Consider the following 16495-nt stretch of genomic DNA (forward strand, 5'->3'; position numbering starts at 1 on the left):
TGCCGGGACCGGGGAGCCCCGCAGGGCCCGGCTCAGCCCAGGACCTCGGACGGCCGCACCACCTCCTCGATGCCCCGAGCGGCGAGGTGGACCGGATCCTCCGCGCGCTCCGCGAGGACGAACGCGGGCCGGACCCCGTCCGCCACGAGCCGGGCGAAGGACTCGAACACGGCCCCGCCGGGCGCGCACACGGACCGCCGCGTGAGGTCGGGGCCGGCGTCGACGACGAGCGCGGTCGTCCGGGGCGCGGGCGCCGGACGCCCGCCGCGCCACTCCTTGGCGAGCCGCGCGAGGGACTCCCCGGCGGGCTTGACGCGCCCGTCGTTGGTGAGCAGTCCGAGGCTGTACTCGAGTTCGGGGAAGTCGGCGAGGGAGCGGGAGACGTCGTGGGAGCACCACCACGTCACCCCCCACACGTCCGCGCAGTCGAGCGCGGCGGTGACGGTGGCCTCGGTGAAGGCGGCGGCGTCCACGGCGGGAATGAGGGGGGCGGGCGCGCCGACCTCCTGGAGCCAGACGGACCGGCCCGGTTCGAGGGCCCAGGCCTTGGAGAGCTCGATCATGTAGGCGGCGTGCTGCCCGGTGGCGACGCCGTCGCGCCCGTGCCGCTGGGCGGTGCCGTTGAAGACCCAGGAGTGGACGGCGGTGACGGCGCCGAGCCGGGCGGCCTGGGCGGGCGTGAAGGGCTGGTCGTCCTGGTACCAGGCGGCGTCGTACTCGGCGTGCAGGTGCAGCCGCCCGGGGGCGCCCTCCTCGCAGGCGGCGAGGACCGCGCGCAGCCAGGCGTCGGCCTGCTCGGGGGTGATGCGGTCGGGGTCGGGGTGCGGCCCGGCGGCGAACTGGTTGATCTCGTTGCCGATGGTCATGCCGATGAAGTTGGGCCGGTCGGCGAGCGCGGCGGCGAGGGTGCGCAGGTACGCGCGCTGTCCCGAGATCACGTCCGGGTCGGTGAAGAGGTTGCGCCGGTGCCAGGTCTGCGTCCACGCGGGCAGGAAGTCGAAGCTCGACAGATGGCCCTGGAGCCCGTCGACGTTGACGTCGAGGCCGCGCTCGGCGGCGGCGTCGGCGAGCGCGACGAGCTGCTCGACGGCGCGCGGCCGGATCAGGGTGCGGTTGGGCTGGAAGTACGGCCAGATCGGGAAGACCCGGACGTGGTCGAGCCCGAGGGCGGCGACGGCGTCGAGGTCACGGCGTACGGCGTCGAGGTCGAAGTCCAGCCAGTGGTGGAACCACCCCTGGCTCGGGGTGTAGTTGGCGCCAAAGCGGGGCGGTGCGGCGGGGGCCGCGCCGCGCTGGTCGTCAGACGTCATGCGGATCCTGGTTCTTTGAACGTTCTGCGAACGCTGGTTCTGGAACGGGTAACGCCGGTACGGGAACGGGTGCGCGGTGCCGACGGCGGGCTCAGCCCTTGACCGCTCCCTCGCCGACGCCGCGGAAGAAGTACCGCTGGAGGCAGGCGAAGAGCACGATCAGCGGCAGGACGGCGATCACGGTGCCCGCGGCGACGAGGCGTTCGTCGTTGGCGAAGGTGCCGTGCAGGTAGTTGAGGCCGATGGTGAGCGTGAACTTGTCGGGGTCGCTGAGCACGATGAGCGGCCACAGGAAGTCGTCCCAGGCGCCCATGAAGGCGAAGATGGCGACGACGGCGAGGGTGCCCTTCACGGCGGGAAGGGCGATGCGGAAGAACCGCTGCCACACGTTCGCGCCGTCGACGAAGGCGGCTTCCTCGATCTCGTAGGGGAGGTTGAGGAAGGCGTTGCGCATCAGGAGGACGTTGAGGGCGGAGATACAGCCGGGCAGCAGCACGCCGATGAGGGTGTTGTTGAGGTTCAGGTCCCGCATCGTCGTGAACTGGGCGATGATGATGCCTTCGACGGGCACCAGCATGGCGAGGATGAACACGAGCGTGGCGGCTTTGCGGCCGCGGTAGCGCAGCCTGGCCAGGGCGTAGCCGGCGAGGGCGGCGCCCACGCAGTTGGTGAGGACGTTCGCGGCGGCGACCTTCAGGGAGTTGAGGGCGTAGTCCCAGACGGGGATCGTGTCGGCGACGCGTTCGTAGTTGTGCAGGGTCGGGTCGGAGGGCAGGAAGCTCGGCGGGGAACTGAAGATGTTCTCGTGCGGGCCCTTGAGGGACGTCGAGAGCTGCCAGAGGAACGGCCCGATCATCAGGGCGAGCACGACGAGCAGGAGGGTGTAGCGCAGAGCCAGCTCCCACAGGGGCATGCGGCGCCCGTTCTCGTCGGTGACCCGTCGGCGGCGCCTGCGCGGGGCCGGCCCGGCCGGGTCCTTCCGGGGCGCGGCGGCGTCCTCGGTGCTGGTCGTCCGCGTGGACATCACCTGTCCTCCTTCCGGTCCGCGCGCAGCACGAGCAGCATCAGCACGACGGTGACGACGAAGATGACCACGGAGATCGCGGAGGCGTAGCCGACGCGACCGGTGAGGCCGGTGCCGGTGCGCTGGACCAGCATGACGAGGGTGGTGTCCTCGCCCGCGGGTCCGCCCGTCGGGCCCGCCATCAGATACACCTCGGAGAAGACCTTGAAGGCGGCGACGGAGGACAGCGCGGCGACCAGGACCATGGTGGAGCGGACGGCCGGGACGGTGACGGAGAGGAACCGGCGGACCGGTCCCGCGCCGTCCACGGCGGCGGCCTCGTGCAGTTCGCGGGGCACGTTGGCGAGCGCCGCGAGGTAAATGATCATGTAGTAGCCGAGGCCCTTCCAGACCGTGACGGCCATGGCGGAGAAGAGCAGCAGCCACTGGTCGCTGAGGAAGCCGACCTTCCCGGCGCCCACCGCCTCCAGGACGGCGTTCACCAGGCCGCGTTCGTCGAGCATCCACACCCAGATCAGGCCGACCACGACGATGGAGGCGACCACCGGGGTGTAGAAGGCCGACCGGAAGAACGTGATGCCGGGGATCTGCTTCTGCACGAGCAGCGCGAGCAACAGCGGAAGCAGGACCAGGGCGGGCACCACCACCAGGACGTACAGCGTGCTGTTGCGCAGGCCGATCCAGAACATGTCGTCGTGCAGCAGCTCGCGGAAGTTCGCGAGCCCGACGTACTTGCCCTCGACCAACTGCCGTTTGTCGGTGAAGGAGTTGATGACGGTGCTGACGAACGGATAGAGGATGAAGATGCCGACGATCGCGAGGCCGGGGGCGGCGAACAACCAGGGGCTGGTGACGAGTTGACGGCGGACGCGGCGGCGCGCCGGTGGGGCGGCGGCTTCCCGCGCCCTGGAGGGGCGGGCGGTGGCCGGTGCGGATGCGGCTGTTGTGCTCTTCATGCGCTCGGGTCTCAGCTCTGCTTCAGCAGCCGGTCGCAAGCCTTGACAGCGTTGTCAAGCGCTTCCTCGGGGCTCTGCTTGCCCTGCAGCGCGCGGGCGACGGCATTGCGCAGCTCGACCTTCATCTGCTCGCTGAACAGGACGGGCGTGTAGTTCACGGCTGTCTTCAGGGACTTGGCGGCGGCGATGCGCACCCGGGTCTCGTCCGAACCGTCCCGCTTGGTGAAGTACGGGTCGTCCAGGGAGCCCTTGGTGCTGGGGAAGATGGCGACCTTCTTGGCGAAGGACATCTGGCGCTGCGCGTCGGTGACGAAGTGCGCGAAGGCGACGGCGGCGGGCGTCCGCTTGGTGCGGGTGTTCACCATCACGCCCATCACGTACATGTTGTCCTTGCCGGTGCTGCTGATCTGCGGCGTGATGCCGATGTTCTTGTAGAGCCGCGGCGCGTCCTTCTTGAACTTCTCCAGGTCCAGGGCGCTGCCCGGGTTCATGGCGACGGCCTCGGTGAGAAACTTCTTGCCGGTCGACTCCGGGGTGGCCGTCAGCGCCTGGCCGTCCAGGGCCTTGGCGTCGTACAACTCCTTGTACTTGGTGAGGAGTTCGACGCCCTTGGCGTCGTTGAAGGTGAACCCGGTGCCTTCCTTGTTCATCAGGGGCACGCCGTAGCGCCCGAAGTCCTCGATCGTCGGGACGTTGGCGAGGGTGGCGACCTTGCCCTTGCTCTTCTCCGCCAGCTCCTCGGCGTCGGCGAACAGCTCGTCGTAGGTCTTCGGCGGCTTGTTCGGGTCCAGGCCGGCTTCCTTGAACAGTCGCTTGTTGTAGAACAGCGGCCCGGTGTTCAGGTACCAGGGGAAGGCGTACGTGCCCTGAAGGCCCGGCACCTGGTGGCTCTTCCAGGCGCCCGGCAGGTACTCCTTCTCGTACTTGCCCGCCGACTTGTCGAGGTCGAGGGCGATACCGGCCTTGGCGAGCGGGGCCACCAGGTCGGGCGAGACGTTCACGACGTCGGGCAGGGTGCCCCCGGCGGCGTCGGCGCTGATCTTGTCGGCGTAGCCCTCGCCGGGCTGGTCGACCCACTTCACCTTCGCGTCCGGGTACTTCTGCTCGAAGTCGTCGATCAGACCCTCGAAGTACGACTTGAAGTTGGCCTTCAGGTTCCAGGTCTGGAAGGTGATCTCGCCCTCGACCTTGCCGGAGGCGTCGGAAGAGCCGCCCTCGTCGCCGCCGCCGCACGCGCTCAGCGGCAGCATCACGGTGGCGAGCGCGGCGGCGACGACCGCCCTGCGGGGGCTTCTGGATATCCGGAAATGACGCACGGTGAACGGCTCCTTTGCTCGGCCCGGCGTGGGCGGTCACGACCTCGGCCCGCGGCGGCGGCCGCGGGGAATCGTGCCGAGGCAGACCCTGCATGGAGCGGAAGTAAAAAGTCAATGGATTGGGGACGATTTGCTGTTCCGGATCCCGTTCGCGGGTACGAACTCCCAGTTCAGAAGGGTTGGTTGAATCCCTTGCGAGGAACAGCTAATGCGCTTTAGGCTGACCCGGCTCAAGCGCATTAGTACGTACGAGGTCGAGCCGCCGTGCGTACCCGGCAAGGCATGCGTGTACCGCGGCAGGGACCCTGCGTAACGCCGCAGGCGGAAAGGGGCAACGCGTGCAAGGCAAGCGGTCACCGGCACGCCGGCCGACCATGAAGGACATCGCACGGCGCGCCGGAGTCTCCGAGAGCGCCGTCTCCTTCGCGCTCAACGACCGTCCCGGAGTCTCCGACATCACCCGCGACCGGGTGCGCAGGGTCGCGGAGCAGCTGGGCTGGCGCCCGAGCACCGCGGCCCGCGCCCTGTCCGGCGAGGGCGCGGCGACGGTCGGCCTGGTGGTGGCCCGGCCCGCGGCCACGCTCGGCGTCGACTCCTTCTTCCTCCAGCTGATCTCCGGCGTTCAGGAGGTCCTGGCCGAGCGCCAACTGGGCCTGCTCTTCCAGGTCGTGGAGGACGTCGAGGCGGAGTGCGCGGTGTACCGGCGCTGGTGGGCCGAGCACCGCGTCGACGGGGTGCTCGTCGTGGACCCGCGCACGGACGACCCGCGGCCCGCACTGCTCGCGGACCTGGGCATTCCGGCGGTCGTGACCGGCGGTGTGCCCGACCCCGAGAGCGCGCCGCGCCCGGGTCTGTCCACGGTCTGGGCCGACGACGCGGGCGCGATGGCGTCCGTCGTCGGCCATCTGCACGCCCTCGGCCACCGCCGCGTCGTGCACATCGCCGGGCTGCCCGGCCTCGCGCACACCGAGCGCCGCATCCGCACCCTGCGGGCGGAGGCGGACCGGCGCGGCCTCACCGAGGTGCGCTCGGTGACCACGGACTACTCCGACTCCGAGGGCGCGGCGGTCACACGCCGCGTCCTCGGCTCGCAGACCCCGCCGACGGCCCTGGTCTACGACAACGACGTGATGGCCGTGGCCGGGGTGGCCGCGGCCGCCTCCCTCGGCTTCGGCGTGCCGGACGATGTGTCGGTGGTGGCCTGGGAGGACTCGGCGCTGTGCCGCATGGTGCACCCGTGGCTCACCGCGCTGTCCCGCGACACGGTGTCCTTCGGCCGCACGGCGGCGCGCGAACTCCTCGGACTCCTCGACGACGGCCCTTCCGGGACGGTGCAGGTGCCGCTTCCTCGGCTGATCGAGCGGGAGAGCACGGGGGCGGTGCGGGGGGCGGCGTCGGGCTGAGGCCGGAGAGACCTCGGCGGCGCGGGCGGGCGTTTGCACGGGCGTCCGGGGCCCTGCCGGGTCCGCGGCGTCGGCCCGCGGAGCTGGCGGCGGCGGCCCCGCGGGCCTCGTCGCGTCGGGGAGACTGGGGCCATGGATCGGACGGAGACACGGCGGATCAGTGCGGCGCTCGGCCGTGAGATGGTCGGGGCGCGCCCGCTGGCGGGTGGGTTCTCCCACGAGACGGTGCTGCTGGACGTCGCCGGCGGCGGGCACGTGGTCGCGCGGCTCGGCGGCGCCGCGCCCGTCGTGGAGGCCGCCGTGATGGCCGCGGGGCGCGCCCGGGTGCCCGTGCCCGAGGTCCTGCGCGTACTGCCCGCCGTGGTGGAACCGGACGAGGCCCGTGCCGTGATGGTCCTGGAGTACGTGCCGGGGACGCCGCTCAGTCACGTGCTGGCGGGCGGCGGGGTCGACCGGGACTCCCTCGCCGCGCTCGGCGCCGAGGTCGGGCGGGTCGTCGCCCGCGTCGGGACCGTGACGTTCGACCGGCCCGGCTTCTTCACGGACGAGCGGCTCACCGTCGGGCGGGACGAGCAGCCCTGGTCACGGCAGTTGCCCGAGGTCGCCGAGGCGTGCGTGGCCGCGGTGCCCGGACGGCGGCTCGACGTCGCCACGCGGCGGGCCTGGGTGAAGCTGTGCGAGGCGCACGCGCCCGCCCTGGAGCGCGTCGACCACCTCGCGTGTCTGGTGCACGCCGACGTCAATCCCAAGAACATCCTGGTGTCACGGGCGGGTGCGGGCTGGCGCGTGGACGCCGTCCTGGACTGGGAGTTCGCCTACTCCGGCTGTCCGTACGGGGACGCGGCGAACATGCTGCGGTTCGGGGACGCCTACCCCGACGGCTTCCTCGACGGCTTCCGCGAGGGGTTCCGCACGGGGGAGCATGCCCATCCGCTCGCCTCGGACTGGGAGTACCTGGGCCGGGTCCTCGACCTGTTCGCCCTCAGCGACCTCGTGACACGGCCGGAGGGCCACGAGGTGGCGGACGCGGCGGCCGAGGTGGTCCGGCGGTGGGTGGTGCGGCCGTTCACATGAGGGGGGCGGGGCTGCGGGCGAGGAACACGAACTCCCTGCCCGGCCGGTCGGGCGCGTCGCGTACGTCCACCAGCGCGTACCCCGCGTCGGCCAGGTCCGCCTCGACCTCCTCGCGCTCGCGGAACCGCAGCGTCGAGTCCGACGTGAGGACCTGCCCGTCCGAGGCGAAGAGATAACTCCACCGGAACGTCACCAGCGGCCCCTCGACGCCGACCAGGTCCACCCAGCTCTCGACCGCGCCGACGCCGGGCACATCCGTCACGCCGTACGAGGCCTCGCGGTTCCACTCCTCCCAGGCGCGCCGCGCCGGAACGCGGGTCTCGAACACGAGGTGCCCGCCCGGACGCAGCGCGGTGCGGGCTCCCTCCAGGGTCGCCCGCCACTCCCCCGGATCGGTGATCGCCTGGGCGACGTTCGCCGTCATCGTCGCGAGGTCGGCCCGGAGCGGGGGCAGCGCGGTCGCGTCGCCGTGGATCCACCGCACCCGCTCGGCGCCCGCCTTGGCCCTGGCCACGTCGAGGGAGGCCCCGGCCGGGTCGACGCCGACGACGTCGACGCCCCGAGCGGCGAGGAGCAGCGCGAACACGCCGGTGCCGCAGCCGATGTCCAGGACCTGCCGCGCCCCGAGCTCCTCGGCGAGGCGCAGATACGGGTCCAGGTCACCGCGATCGGGGTCGAGCGGGTCGTAGAGCGCGGCCAGGCGCGGGTCCTGGAAGTGGTCGGCTGCCATGGCGGCGAAGGTACCCGCAGACGGCGGCCCGGGCAGGGGATTTTCGGGCGGCCCCGGGGCCGGTCCTGTCCCGGCCCCGCCCCGGCCCGGCCCCGGCCCCGGGACAGGGCGCGCGATGAAGAGGGCACGGAAGTCCGCGCTGGTGCGCAGCGGTTCGGCGTCGGTCGGAAGGTCACGCGCTCACCCCGCGGAGCGCCCCCGCAGAGCTGCGGAAGCACTGACTCCGGAAACGCCGCTCTCCGTCCGCGCCCGCGCGTAGGCACCCGGCGTACGCCCGAAGTGCTTGCGGAACGCGAGGATGTAGCCGTTCGTGCTCACGAACCCCACGCTCGCCGCGACCGCGCCCACTCGGTGCCCCTGGGCGAGGAGCGTCAGGGAGTGGTTGAGGCGCAGCCGGGTGCGCCACTCGGAGAAGGCGAGCCCGGTCTCCGCGCGGAAGGCGCGGCGCAGGCTGGTGGAGCTGGTGAAGAGGCGCTCCGCCCACTCGGACGCGGTCCGCGGGTCGTCGGGGTGCCGCAGCAGCGCCCCGGCGACCGCCCGGGCCGCGCGGCTCGTGGGCTGCGGCAGCGGCAGGAAGTCCGCCTGCCCGTCCGTCAGGGCGGTGAACAGGGCGGCGTCGTCGGCCGCGGTGCCCGGTACGTCGGCGTCGCGCATGCGCCCCACGAGCAGGCGCCGCTGGGCCGCGCTGACGTTCACGAGAGCCGCGCCCGCGGCCACACCGTTGCGTACCGTGCGTCCGCCCTCACGAAATCCTCCTGCCCCCGGGATCCACGGATCGGCCCCTCAATGTGAGCTGTGCGCCACCGACTCGGACCGCCGAAAGCAAGGTAAGGGTACCCTAACTTTCCGTGCGGCCCGTGAGGAGCACAACCACCCACGCCCCCTGCGTCCCCACGGTGACACCACCGTCGCCCCTGGCCGGACGACGAGGACGCCGAGCACCTGCTCGCCGGGGCCACCACCTCTGAGCCCTCACGGCGCCCGGACGCGGTGAGGCCGCGTCAGGGCGCGGCGAGGTGGCGGGTGTCCCCCACCCTGACGACCTGGCGGTTGTGGAAGAAGTCGTCCTCGCGCAGCACCGTGATGCTCCCGGACGGCGCCCGGAAGCTGACGGAGCCGACGGACTCGTACGGCATCTTGATCCAGGCCGCGACGACGAAGGTCAGGGCGAACCCGTGCGTCACGACGATCTGGTACTCGCGTGGGCGCCGCAGGAGTTCGTCCATGGCGTCGTAGACGCGGCGCGCGCACTCGCCCCTGGACTCGGCACCCGGCAGGCCCTCGCGGTGCCCCATCCGGTCCCCCTCGGCCGGGGGCGGCACGAACCGCCGGTCCAGCCACTCCTGCGGTCCGCCCTCCGCCTCGCCGTAGGACTTCTCCCGCAGCCTGCGGTCCAGGATCGGCTGCACACCGAAGAGTTCACCGACGGCGTCGGCGGTCCGCGCGGCGCGGCGCAGGTCCGAGGTGACCACCTCGACGTCCGCGCCCTCGGAGATGTCGGCGCGCAGCGCCCTGGCGATGTCGCCGGCGGCGCTGAGCCCGGCGGGTGTGAGGTCGGAGTCGTGCCAGCCTCCGACCACCTTCTCGATGTGGTGCGTGGCCTCCGGGTGGGCGATGACGTAAATGCTGCGCATCAGGGCGTGCCTTTCGCGTGTGTGCGGGACGTGGGTGTTCGCTGTGCTCACCGCGCTCAAGGGTGCGGGAGCGGCTAGGGATCCGGCGTGGCGGTCACCGGCCGCGCCGCCTCCCCGTCCCCGGCGTCCGCCGTCCCCCCGGCGCCCCCAGCCCCCTTCGCGCTGCTCACACTCGTCGCATCCTCCACCGCCGTGCGACGGCGCACCCACAGCAGGGCGCCCGCGAGCAGGACGGCGCCGCCGAGCAGCCAGCGCGGCGAGCCCTGCGGGAGGTGCCCGATGACCAATCCCGTTCCGGCGCCGACCAGTTGGAGGGAGAGCGACTGGACGGACAGGGCGGTGGCGCGGCCGCTGCTGTCGACACGCCGGTGCAGGATGTCGTTCTCGCTCGGGCCCGCCGCGCCGAGCCCCACGTACACGAGGGCGTAGCCGAGCACCGCGAGGGTGAGCGGGGCCGGGCCCGACGCGACGGCGGTGAGGCCGAGGAGCAGCAGTCCGCCCGCCGACGCGCCGAGGCCCACGAGGACCGCGCGTTCACTGCCGCCCGCGTACCGGGCGAGGGGCGGGCCGAGGTGGCTGCCCGCCATCGAGCACAGGTATCCGGCGCAGGCGAGGCCCGCGAACAGCACCGCCCCCGACTCCGGGGCGCCGGTCAGGTCGACGGCCCTGCCGGGGGTCAGGACCTCCACGGTGACGAGCGCGCTGCCCGCCGCACCGGCACTGAGGACGATCCGCCGCACCAGCACGTCCCTGCCGCCGAGACGGACTCCGGCGACGACGGTGGCGGGGACCCCGCGAAGGACTCCGCGCAGGGTGGTGCGCCGCCGGGGCGGCTCGGGCAGCGCGATCAGGACGTACGCCAGGAAGCCGATCTCGACGACGGCGCCGAGCAGGGCCGGTACGGACAGCGGGATGACGAGCCCGGAGGTCGCGTCGGCGAGGCGGGCGCCGAGGTCGGAGCCGAGGCCGAGGAGCCAGGGCAGGGCGCCGCCGATCAGGACCCCGGCCGCGAGGGCGGCGGAGGTGGCGGCGCCGCCGCGGGCGAGACCGGTGCGCAACTCGGCGTCGGGGCCCGCGCTCGCGTGCACCGTGTCGACGTACCAGGCCTCGGCGGGGCCGCTCGACAGAGCGCGGCCCGCGCCCTTGAGGGCCATGCCGAGGGCGAGCACCCAAGCGGTGGTGCCGAGCGCGTGCAGGACCAGTCCGACGAGGTCGAACAGGCCCGCCGCGGCGAGCACGGCGCGGCGTCCGAGCACGTCGGACAGGCCACCGGTGGGGAGTTCGAGGGCGGCGGCGGTGAGCGAGTGCGCCGCGACGCACCCGGCGACGGCCGCGAGGGCGAGCCCGCGCTCGGTCATGAGCGCCACCATGGGCGCGATGGCGAGGCCGAGCGGCAGCCAGAACAGCGCGCAGACGGTGACGTAGCGACGGCGGGCGGTGCGGGGGTCGAGGGGCACGGGGCCGGGCAGGGGAGCGCTGGAGTCAGTCATGGGTGTAACCCCGCACGCGTCTGGGGGTGGCCTCGCCCGCCTCGACGGAACCGCTCACTTCGAGAGGACCGCCCGCCTCGACGGAACCGTCCACTCCGCCAGAACCAGCCACCTCAGCGGGACCACCCGCACCAGCGGGACCTCCCCCTGCCCCCTCGTCCCCCGCCCCTCGCCCGACGATCGGCAGCCCCGCGAAGACCACCGCGACCTTCTCGGCCCGTTCCTTCCCCGCGTCGCGTGCCGTCAGTTCCTCCAGCTTGTCCTCGAAGGACTGCTTGAGCTCGGCCAGCGACTCGGGCGTGAGCATGGGCATCAGGTCCGTGATGCCGGACGGCTCCAGCCATTCCCGCGCCAGTCGCCCGGCAGCCCTGTCCGCCTCGTACCACCCCACCAACTCCCCCAGGTGGGCGACCTGACGGCGGGCCATCTCGCCCATGAACTGGCGGCCGACGGGGGACGCGTCCATGGCCTCGTGGTCCCACGTGGTCACCGCGTGCACCGCGCGCCAGCGGCGCTCGCGGCTGTCGCGGTGCTCCGCCTCGGCGACGAAGGCGTACTTCGCGAGGACGCGCAGGTGGTAGCTGGTCGAGGCGGAGGACTCCCCGGTCCGGGCCGCGAGCTCGCTCGCCGTCGCGGGTCCGTCCATGCGCAGCAGGCCGAGCAGCCGGACCCGCAGCGGATGCGTCAGCGCCTTGATGGCGGCGGGCTCCCGCTCCGGGTCGAGGACCCGCAGGTGGTCCGCCGGGCGCTTCACGTGACGCTCTTCGTCTGCCATACGGCGAGCGTAGAACGATCGGACCACTTTCCCAAAGAGTTTTTGCAGACTTTCTTTGGGAAATCGCGCCGGGACATGCCGCGCCCCCCGCCGCGAGTCGCGACGGGGGGCGCGGGGTGCGCTCACGCAGGGTCAGTCGATACCGGGGAGGATGTGCGGCTCCGCGAGGTCGTCCTCGTATCCGGCGAGCCGGATGGGAGCCGCCTTGGCCCACGCTTCCAGGTTGCGGAGCTTCTGGGGGCGTCCGCCCCGCTCGCCGCCGCGATCGGTCGGCCGCTTCTCCTGCTTGGTCAGATCTGGTGTCACCGCGCACTCCTTTGTGTCGCGTAACGGAAGAACGATGGCTGCGCTTACTGCGCTGTCTTCTCGGTCGCGGTGGCGCCGTGTCCGGGCGGGAGCGCGGCAGCGGGTCGCAGCCTGTCCCGGGGCGGCGTAGCGGCGCTGGTGCGCGCCGCGTGGCCGTCCGTTCGCCCTAGGTTAACCAAATGAGCGCGGGTCTGCTCGATGGCGCCAATCCAAAGGGTGGATTCCGGACATGCCTTATTCACGAGGGGGTCCGACCTCTCTCGTGAGGCGGCCCGGACCTACGCGCCAGGCAGCCCGGCGGGTGCGGTGACTGCCGCTTGTCGGGCTCGCAGGCCCGCGCGGTGGCTACCGCTTGCCGGGCTCGCAGGCCCGCGCGGTGGCTACCGCTTGCCGGGCTCGCACACGCCCGTGCGGCGGCTACCACTTGCCGGGCTTGTAGTCCTTGAGGAACACCCCGTACAGGTCCTCGCCCGCCTCGCCGCGCACCACCGGGTCGTACACCCGGGCCGCGCCGTCGACCAGGTCGAGCGGGGCGTGGAAGCCTTCCTCGGCGAGGCGCAGCTTGTCGTGGTGGGGGCGCTCGTCGGTGATCCAGCCGGTGTCGACCGAGGTCATGAGGATGCCGTCGGTCTCGAACATCTCCTGGCCGCTGGTGCGCGTCACCATGTTCATCGCGGCCTTGGCGGCGTTGGTGTTCGGGTGCCCCGCGCCCTTGTAGCCACGGCCGAAGACGCCCTCCATCGCCGAGACGTTGACGACGTAGGCGCGTCCGCTCGACGCCTTCTTCGCGGCCTCGGCCATCATCGGCCGCAGGTGGCTGATCAGGATGAAGGGCGCGGTGTAGTTGCACAGCTGGGTCTCGAGCAGCTCCACCGGGGAGATCTGTTCGATGGTCTGCACCCAGGTGTTGGTGTCCACGACGTCCGGCACCAGGCCGCCCGCGTCGATGGCGGTGCCCGCCAGGTGCCGCTCGACGCTGGCGTTGCCCGCGACCAGGGCGAGGTCGGCGACCTGCTGCGCGTCCAGGTCGCTGACGCCGACGGGCAGCGCGGCCGGTCCGCCGAGCTCGCCGACCGCGCCGGAATTGAAGGCGCCGATCACGTGGTGGGCGGGCAGTTCCCCGGCGGGCAGCGGGGCGTTCTCGCCCTCGACGAGCGCGGCGTAGGCGGAGGGCAGACGCCGCACGGTCTGCGTCGCGTTGTTGATGAGGATGTCGAGCGGTCCCTGCCCCGCGACCTGCTCGGCCAGGCCGACCACCTGCCCGGGGTCGCGCAGGTCGATGCCGACGATCTCCAGGCGGTGCAGCCAGTCCGCCGAGTCGTCCATGGCCTTGAAGCGGCGGATGGCGTCCTTGGGGAAGCGGGTCGTGATGGTGGTGTGCGCGCCGTCGCGCAGGAGCCGCAGCGCGATGTACATGCCGATCTTGGCGCGACCGCCGGTGAGCAGGGCGCGCTTGCCGGTGAGGTCGGCGCGGGCGTCGCGCTTGGCGCGGTTCTCGGCGGCGCAGGTCTGGCAGAGCTGGTGGTAGAAGTAGTCGACTTCCACGTACCGCGTCTTGCAGGTGTAGCAGGAGCGGGGGCGCTGGAGTATCCCCGCGATCTGGCCCGCCTCGGTGACGGAGGACGGCAGGATGCCTTCGGTCTCGTCGTCGATGCGCTGCGCGGAGCCGGTGGCGGTGGCCTCGGTGACGGCCTTGTCGTGGGCGGTCTTGGCGGCCCTGCGCTCCTGGCGGCGGCGCTGCTTCACGGTGCGGTAGATCCCGGCGGTGGCGCGGCGCACGGTGATCGCGTCGGGGTGGTCGACGTCCAGCTGGTCCAGCTCGTCGAGGACGCTGAGGCAGACGGCGAGCCGCTCGGGGTCGATACCCGGGCCGAACTCACCGGCGCCCTGCTGCTGGCTGTCCTCTGTCACCGTCATGGCCGCTGTCGTTCCTCATCGCGTTCGTGCCGCGGCTCGTCTGAGGTGACCGCGGAAGCTCCAAAAGCGGAACTTTACGTAGGCCGGGCGCCCGGTACCAAACCCGAACGGTCGCCCGCCACCCCCGGTGAGCGCTCGCACACGGCCACCAGCGCGGCGAGTTCGGCGCCGAGGCTCCGGGCGAGAAGGTCCAGGTCGGGCACCGCGGCGGCGTCGGCGACCAGGCCGTAGTGGACGCGGCCCCGGTACGTGGAGACGGCGACGGCGAGCGCGTGGCCGCGGGCCAGCGGGGCGAAGGGGTAGACCTCGGTGAGCGGGCAGCCCGCGAGGCGCAGGCCGAGGCTGGGCAGCGGCACGCTGGTGACGAGGATGTCGAAGAGCAGCCGGGCCGCGTGCGCGACGGCGGGGCCGCCGATGCGGTGGCCGATCGGGAGCACGTGGTCGGCGAGCAGCGCGACGGCGCCCGCGCCGCGGGTGGGGCCCGCGTCCTTGTTGCGGTCCATGGCGGTGCGCACGGCGCGCAGGCGGGCCAGCGGGTCCGGGTCGTCGACGGGCAGCCGCACCAGATAGCCGGAGAGGCGGTTGCCCTGCGGCTGGGCGGTGCGCGGGCGGCGCCGCGAGACGGGGACGAGCGCGCGCGGCACGACGCCCTCGCTGCTGTCGCCCCGCTCGTCCAGCCAGCGCCGCAGCGCCCCGGCGACCACCGCGATCAAGACGTCGTTGACGGTGCCCCCGGCGGTCTTGCGCACCCGGTGCACGTCGTCCAGGTCGAGAGCGACACCTGCGGTGCGGCGGGTGCCGGTGGGCCGGGAGGTGAGGGCGTCGCAGGACCGCACGTCCCAGGTCGCCCGCGCCACGGACGCGCCGATGTCGAGGGCCCGGCCGGCGTCGGTGACGGCGTCGCGGGCCCCGGAGAGCGCGGAGCCGACGGCACCGGGCAGCCGCCGTGGGTCGAGGGCGTGCCACCAGGGGGCCTCGGGGGCGGGGCGGGGCGCGCGGGCGGGCGGGAGCTCCACCGGGTCCATGACCCCGGCGGCCAGGGCGAGGGCGCGCAGCCCGTCGGCGAGGGCGTGGTGGAACTTGAACAGGACCGCGAACGACGTCCCGTCGGCGGCGGGCAGGACGTGCGCCTCCCACGGCGGCCGGCTCCGGTCGAGCGGGCGCTGCATGAGCGCGCCCGCCGCCGCGTGGAAGTCGGTCGCGGGCGGGGCGAGGTGGACGTGGTCCAGCGGGTCGAAGCCGGGGGCGGGCTTCCGCTCGGCGGCGCCGGGAGGCAGCAGGACGTGCCGTATCCGCATGCGCAGGCCCGGCACCGCGGGGGCGCGGGCGGCGAGCAGGTCGGCGGCGTGCGCGGCGGCGGACGGCGAGTCCGCGGCGAAGGCGCCCAGGGCCCCCAGGTGCATGGGGTGTTCCGGGGACTCGATGCTCCAGAAGGCGAGATCGAGGGGGGCGAGCAGGTCCGAGCTCTCAGAGGTCATGGCTCGCTCTCGCGTCGGCGGTGGACAACGGGAGCAAGCAGCCAATCACCAGCCCACAATTACGGTCAAGTACGATCTAGCTACGCACAGTTAACAACAGATTAAGGCCCGTCCTTCCCGGAAACCGCCGGGAAGGACGGGCCTCGTGGGACGTCGGTGGCGACGCGCCCACCGCCCGCGGGCGGTCACCTCACCACGGGCGGCGCCGCTTCGGGTGACGTTCCCCACTCCGAGGGCTTGTCCCCGACCGTGAAGGACAGTTCCCGCAGCTCGCGGATGTCGCCGGTGCGCAGGTACGTCCGCCCGTAGTCCGCGCCGTCGGCGCTCACCGAGTCCTCGCCGGGTCCTTCAGGAGCTGGTCGTAGGCGAGGAAGGAGTCCAGGCGGCCGTTCGTGGCCTGCTTGCCGCCGATGAGGTCCACCATGCCCGGCAGGTCCTGCGGCACCAGCCACTGGTACTGCCAGGACGTACCCTCGTGGAAGCCCGCGCTCTTGGCCGGATCGGCGGGCCCGGTGAACGCCCCGGCCTTGTCCCGCGCCCGGAAGAACCCGGTCGAACCGGAAGGTGACCGGGCTGTCCATCGCCTTGCGGTACCGCTTCGACGAGGACCGGCCCAGCTTTCCGGCCTTGGCCTGCGCCTTCAGCGCGGCGTAGGCGTCGGCGACCTTCTTCACCACCCGCACCGCGGGCTGCGCCGACAGACCGAACCCGGCTTTGATGTCAGCGTAGACGAGCTTCTGCAGGCCATCGCGGTCCTGCACACCGGACTCGAATGCGACAGCAGCGACACGGTCGGCGGCACGGTCGCAGGTATCCAAGGTCGCCTGGAGTGCCATCGCCTGTTCACGCGACGGCAACAGCTTCACCCGCACCACCAGTCTCACAAGGCTCGACCACAGGGCCGATGCCCGCGCATACACACGGATTCCGCCTCCCTCCACGCGAACCGGTGACGCATGGAACAGAAGTGCACATCATCCGGCTCCACCAGGTTGGGGAGCAGTGACCGCCGCTCCGCGCCGATCCAGTACGCAGCGGGCCCCGGCATGGCACCTGGCACGGCGACGGGCCCCGGCCCGCCC

The 16495-nt window shown here is 72.7% G+C and carries 15 protein-coding genes and 1 pseudogene; 2 read left to right on the forward strand and 14 right to left on the reverse strand.

Annotated features, from left to right (window positions below; translation table 11 throughout):
• Positions 1–32: 32 nt before the first annotated feature.
• From QUY26_RS04525 to QUY26_RS04540, 4 genes are all read right to left on the reverse strand, one after another.
• Positions 33–1310, reverse strand: coding sequence for a glycoside hydrolase 5 family protein (locus tag QUY26_RS04525; protein ID WP_289943803.1), 1278 nt, complete (start codon positions 1308–1310; stop codon positions 33–35).
• Between the two features lie 91 nt (positions 1311–1401).
• Complete coding sequence (locus QUY26_RS04530; protein WP_289955475.1) at positions 1402–2223, reverse strand: carbohydrate ABC transporter permease; 822 nt, start codon at positions 2221–2223, stop codon at positions 1402–1404.
• Positions 2224–2333: 110 nt separating this feature from the next.
• Complete coding sequence (locus QUY26_RS04535) at positions 2334–3290, reverse strand: carbohydrate ABC transporter permease (protein ID WP_289943804.1); 957 nt, start codon at positions 3288–3290, stop codon at positions 2334–2336.
• A gap of 11 nt (positions 3291–3301) precedes the next feature.
• The gene (locus QUY26_RS04540) at positions 3302–4540 is read right to left on the reverse strand and encodes an extracellular solute-binding protein (protein WP_289955478.1); all 1239 of its coding nucleotides are present in this window, start codon (positions 4538–4540) and stop codon (positions 3302–3304) included.
• Between the two features lie 440 nt (positions 4541–4980).
• On the opposite strand from QUY26_RS04540, the gene QUY26_RS04545 reads away from it, so the two are divergent.
• Together QUY26_RS04545 and QUY26_RS04550 are read left to right on the forward strand one after the other, a co-directional pair.
• Positions 4981–6009 (forward strand): LacI family DNA-binding transcriptional regulator, encoded by a 1029-nt coding sequence (locus tag QUY26_RS04545; protein WP_289943805.1) that lies wholly within the window; start codon positions 4981–4983, stop codon positions 6007–6009.
• Between the two features lie 132 nt (positions 6010–6141).
• Entirely contained in the window at positions 6142–7083 is a 942-nt protein-coding gene (locus tag QUY26_RS04550; protein ID WP_289943806.1) for a phosphotransferase, read from the forward strand.
• Here the strand turns inward: QUY26_RS04550 and QUY26_RS04555 are convergent.
• The 10 genes and pseudogenes from QUY26_RS04555 to QUY26_RS41105 all read right to left on the reverse strand — a co-directional run.
• A complete protein-coding gene (locus tag QUY26_RS04555) occupies positions 7076–7813 on the reverse strand; it encodes a class I SAM-dependent methyltransferase (protein ID WP_289943807.1) in 738 nt (245 codons plus the stop codon). The genes QUY26_RS04550 and QUY26_RS04555 overlap by 8 nt on opposite strands.
• Positions 7814–7993: 180 nt before the next feature.
• A complete protein-coding gene (locus QUY26_RS04560; protein ID WP_289943808.1) occupies positions 7994–8509 on the reverse strand; it encodes a helix-turn-helix transcriptional regulator in 516 nt (171 codons plus the stop codon).
• Positions 8510–8814: 305 nt separating this feature from the next.
• Complete coding sequence (locus tag QUY26_RS04565) at positions 8815–9447, reverse strand: histidine phosphatase family protein (protein WP_289943809.1); 633 nt, start codon at positions 9445–9447, stop codon at positions 8815–8817.
• 74 nt (positions 9448–9521) lie between these two features.
• Positions 9522–10937, reverse strand: coding sequence for an MFS transporter (locus QUY26_RS04570; protein ID WP_289943810.1), 1416 nt, complete (start codon positions 10935–10937; stop codon positions 9522–9524).
• The gene (locus tag QUY26_RS04575) at positions 10930–11712 is read right to left on the reverse strand and encodes an ArsR/SmtB family transcription factor (protein WP_354670665.1); all 783 of its coding nucleotides are present in this window, start codon (positions 11710–11712) and stop codon (positions 10930–10932) included. Before QUY26_RS04575 ends, QUY26_RS04570 begins: the two co-directional genes overlap by 8 nt.
• Before the next feature lie 132 nt (positions 11713–11844).
• Entirely contained in the window at positions 11845–12018 is a 174-nt protein-coding gene (locus tag QUY26_RS04580) for a hypothetical protein (protein WP_289943811.1), read from the reverse strand.
• Between the two features lie 417 nt (positions 12019–12435).
• Positions 12436–13935, reverse strand: a complete 1500-nt coding sequence (locus QUY26_RS04585; protein WP_289943812.1) for an SDR family NAD(P)-dependent oxidoreductase — start codon at positions 13933–13935, stop codon at positions 12436–12438.
• 74 nt (positions 13936–14009) lie between these two features.
• Positions 14010–15413, reverse strand: coding sequence for a wax ester/triacylglycerol synthase family O-acyltransferase (locus QUY26_RS04590; RefSeq protein WP_289943813.1), 1404 nt, complete (start codon positions 15411–15413; stop codon positions 14010–14012).
• A 185-nt stretch (positions 15414–15598) separates the two neighbouring features.
• Entirely contained in the window at positions 15599–15742 is a 144-nt protein-coding gene (locus QUY26_RS41100; protein ID WP_436840266.1) for a hypothetical protein, read from the reverse strand.
• Between the two features lie 2 nt (positions 15743–15744).
• Positions 15745–15972, reverse strand: a pseudogene (locus QUY26_RS41105) (glycoside hydrolase domain-containing protein); the annotation flags it as partial.
• Positions 15973–16495: the final 523 nt, after the last annotated feature.

It is taken from the genome of Streptomyces flavofungini, from assembly GCF_030388665.1.
GTDB classification, from domain to species: domain Bacteria; phylum Actinomycetota; class Actinomycetes; order Streptomycetales; family Streptomycetaceae; genus Streptomyces; species Streptomyces flavofungini_A.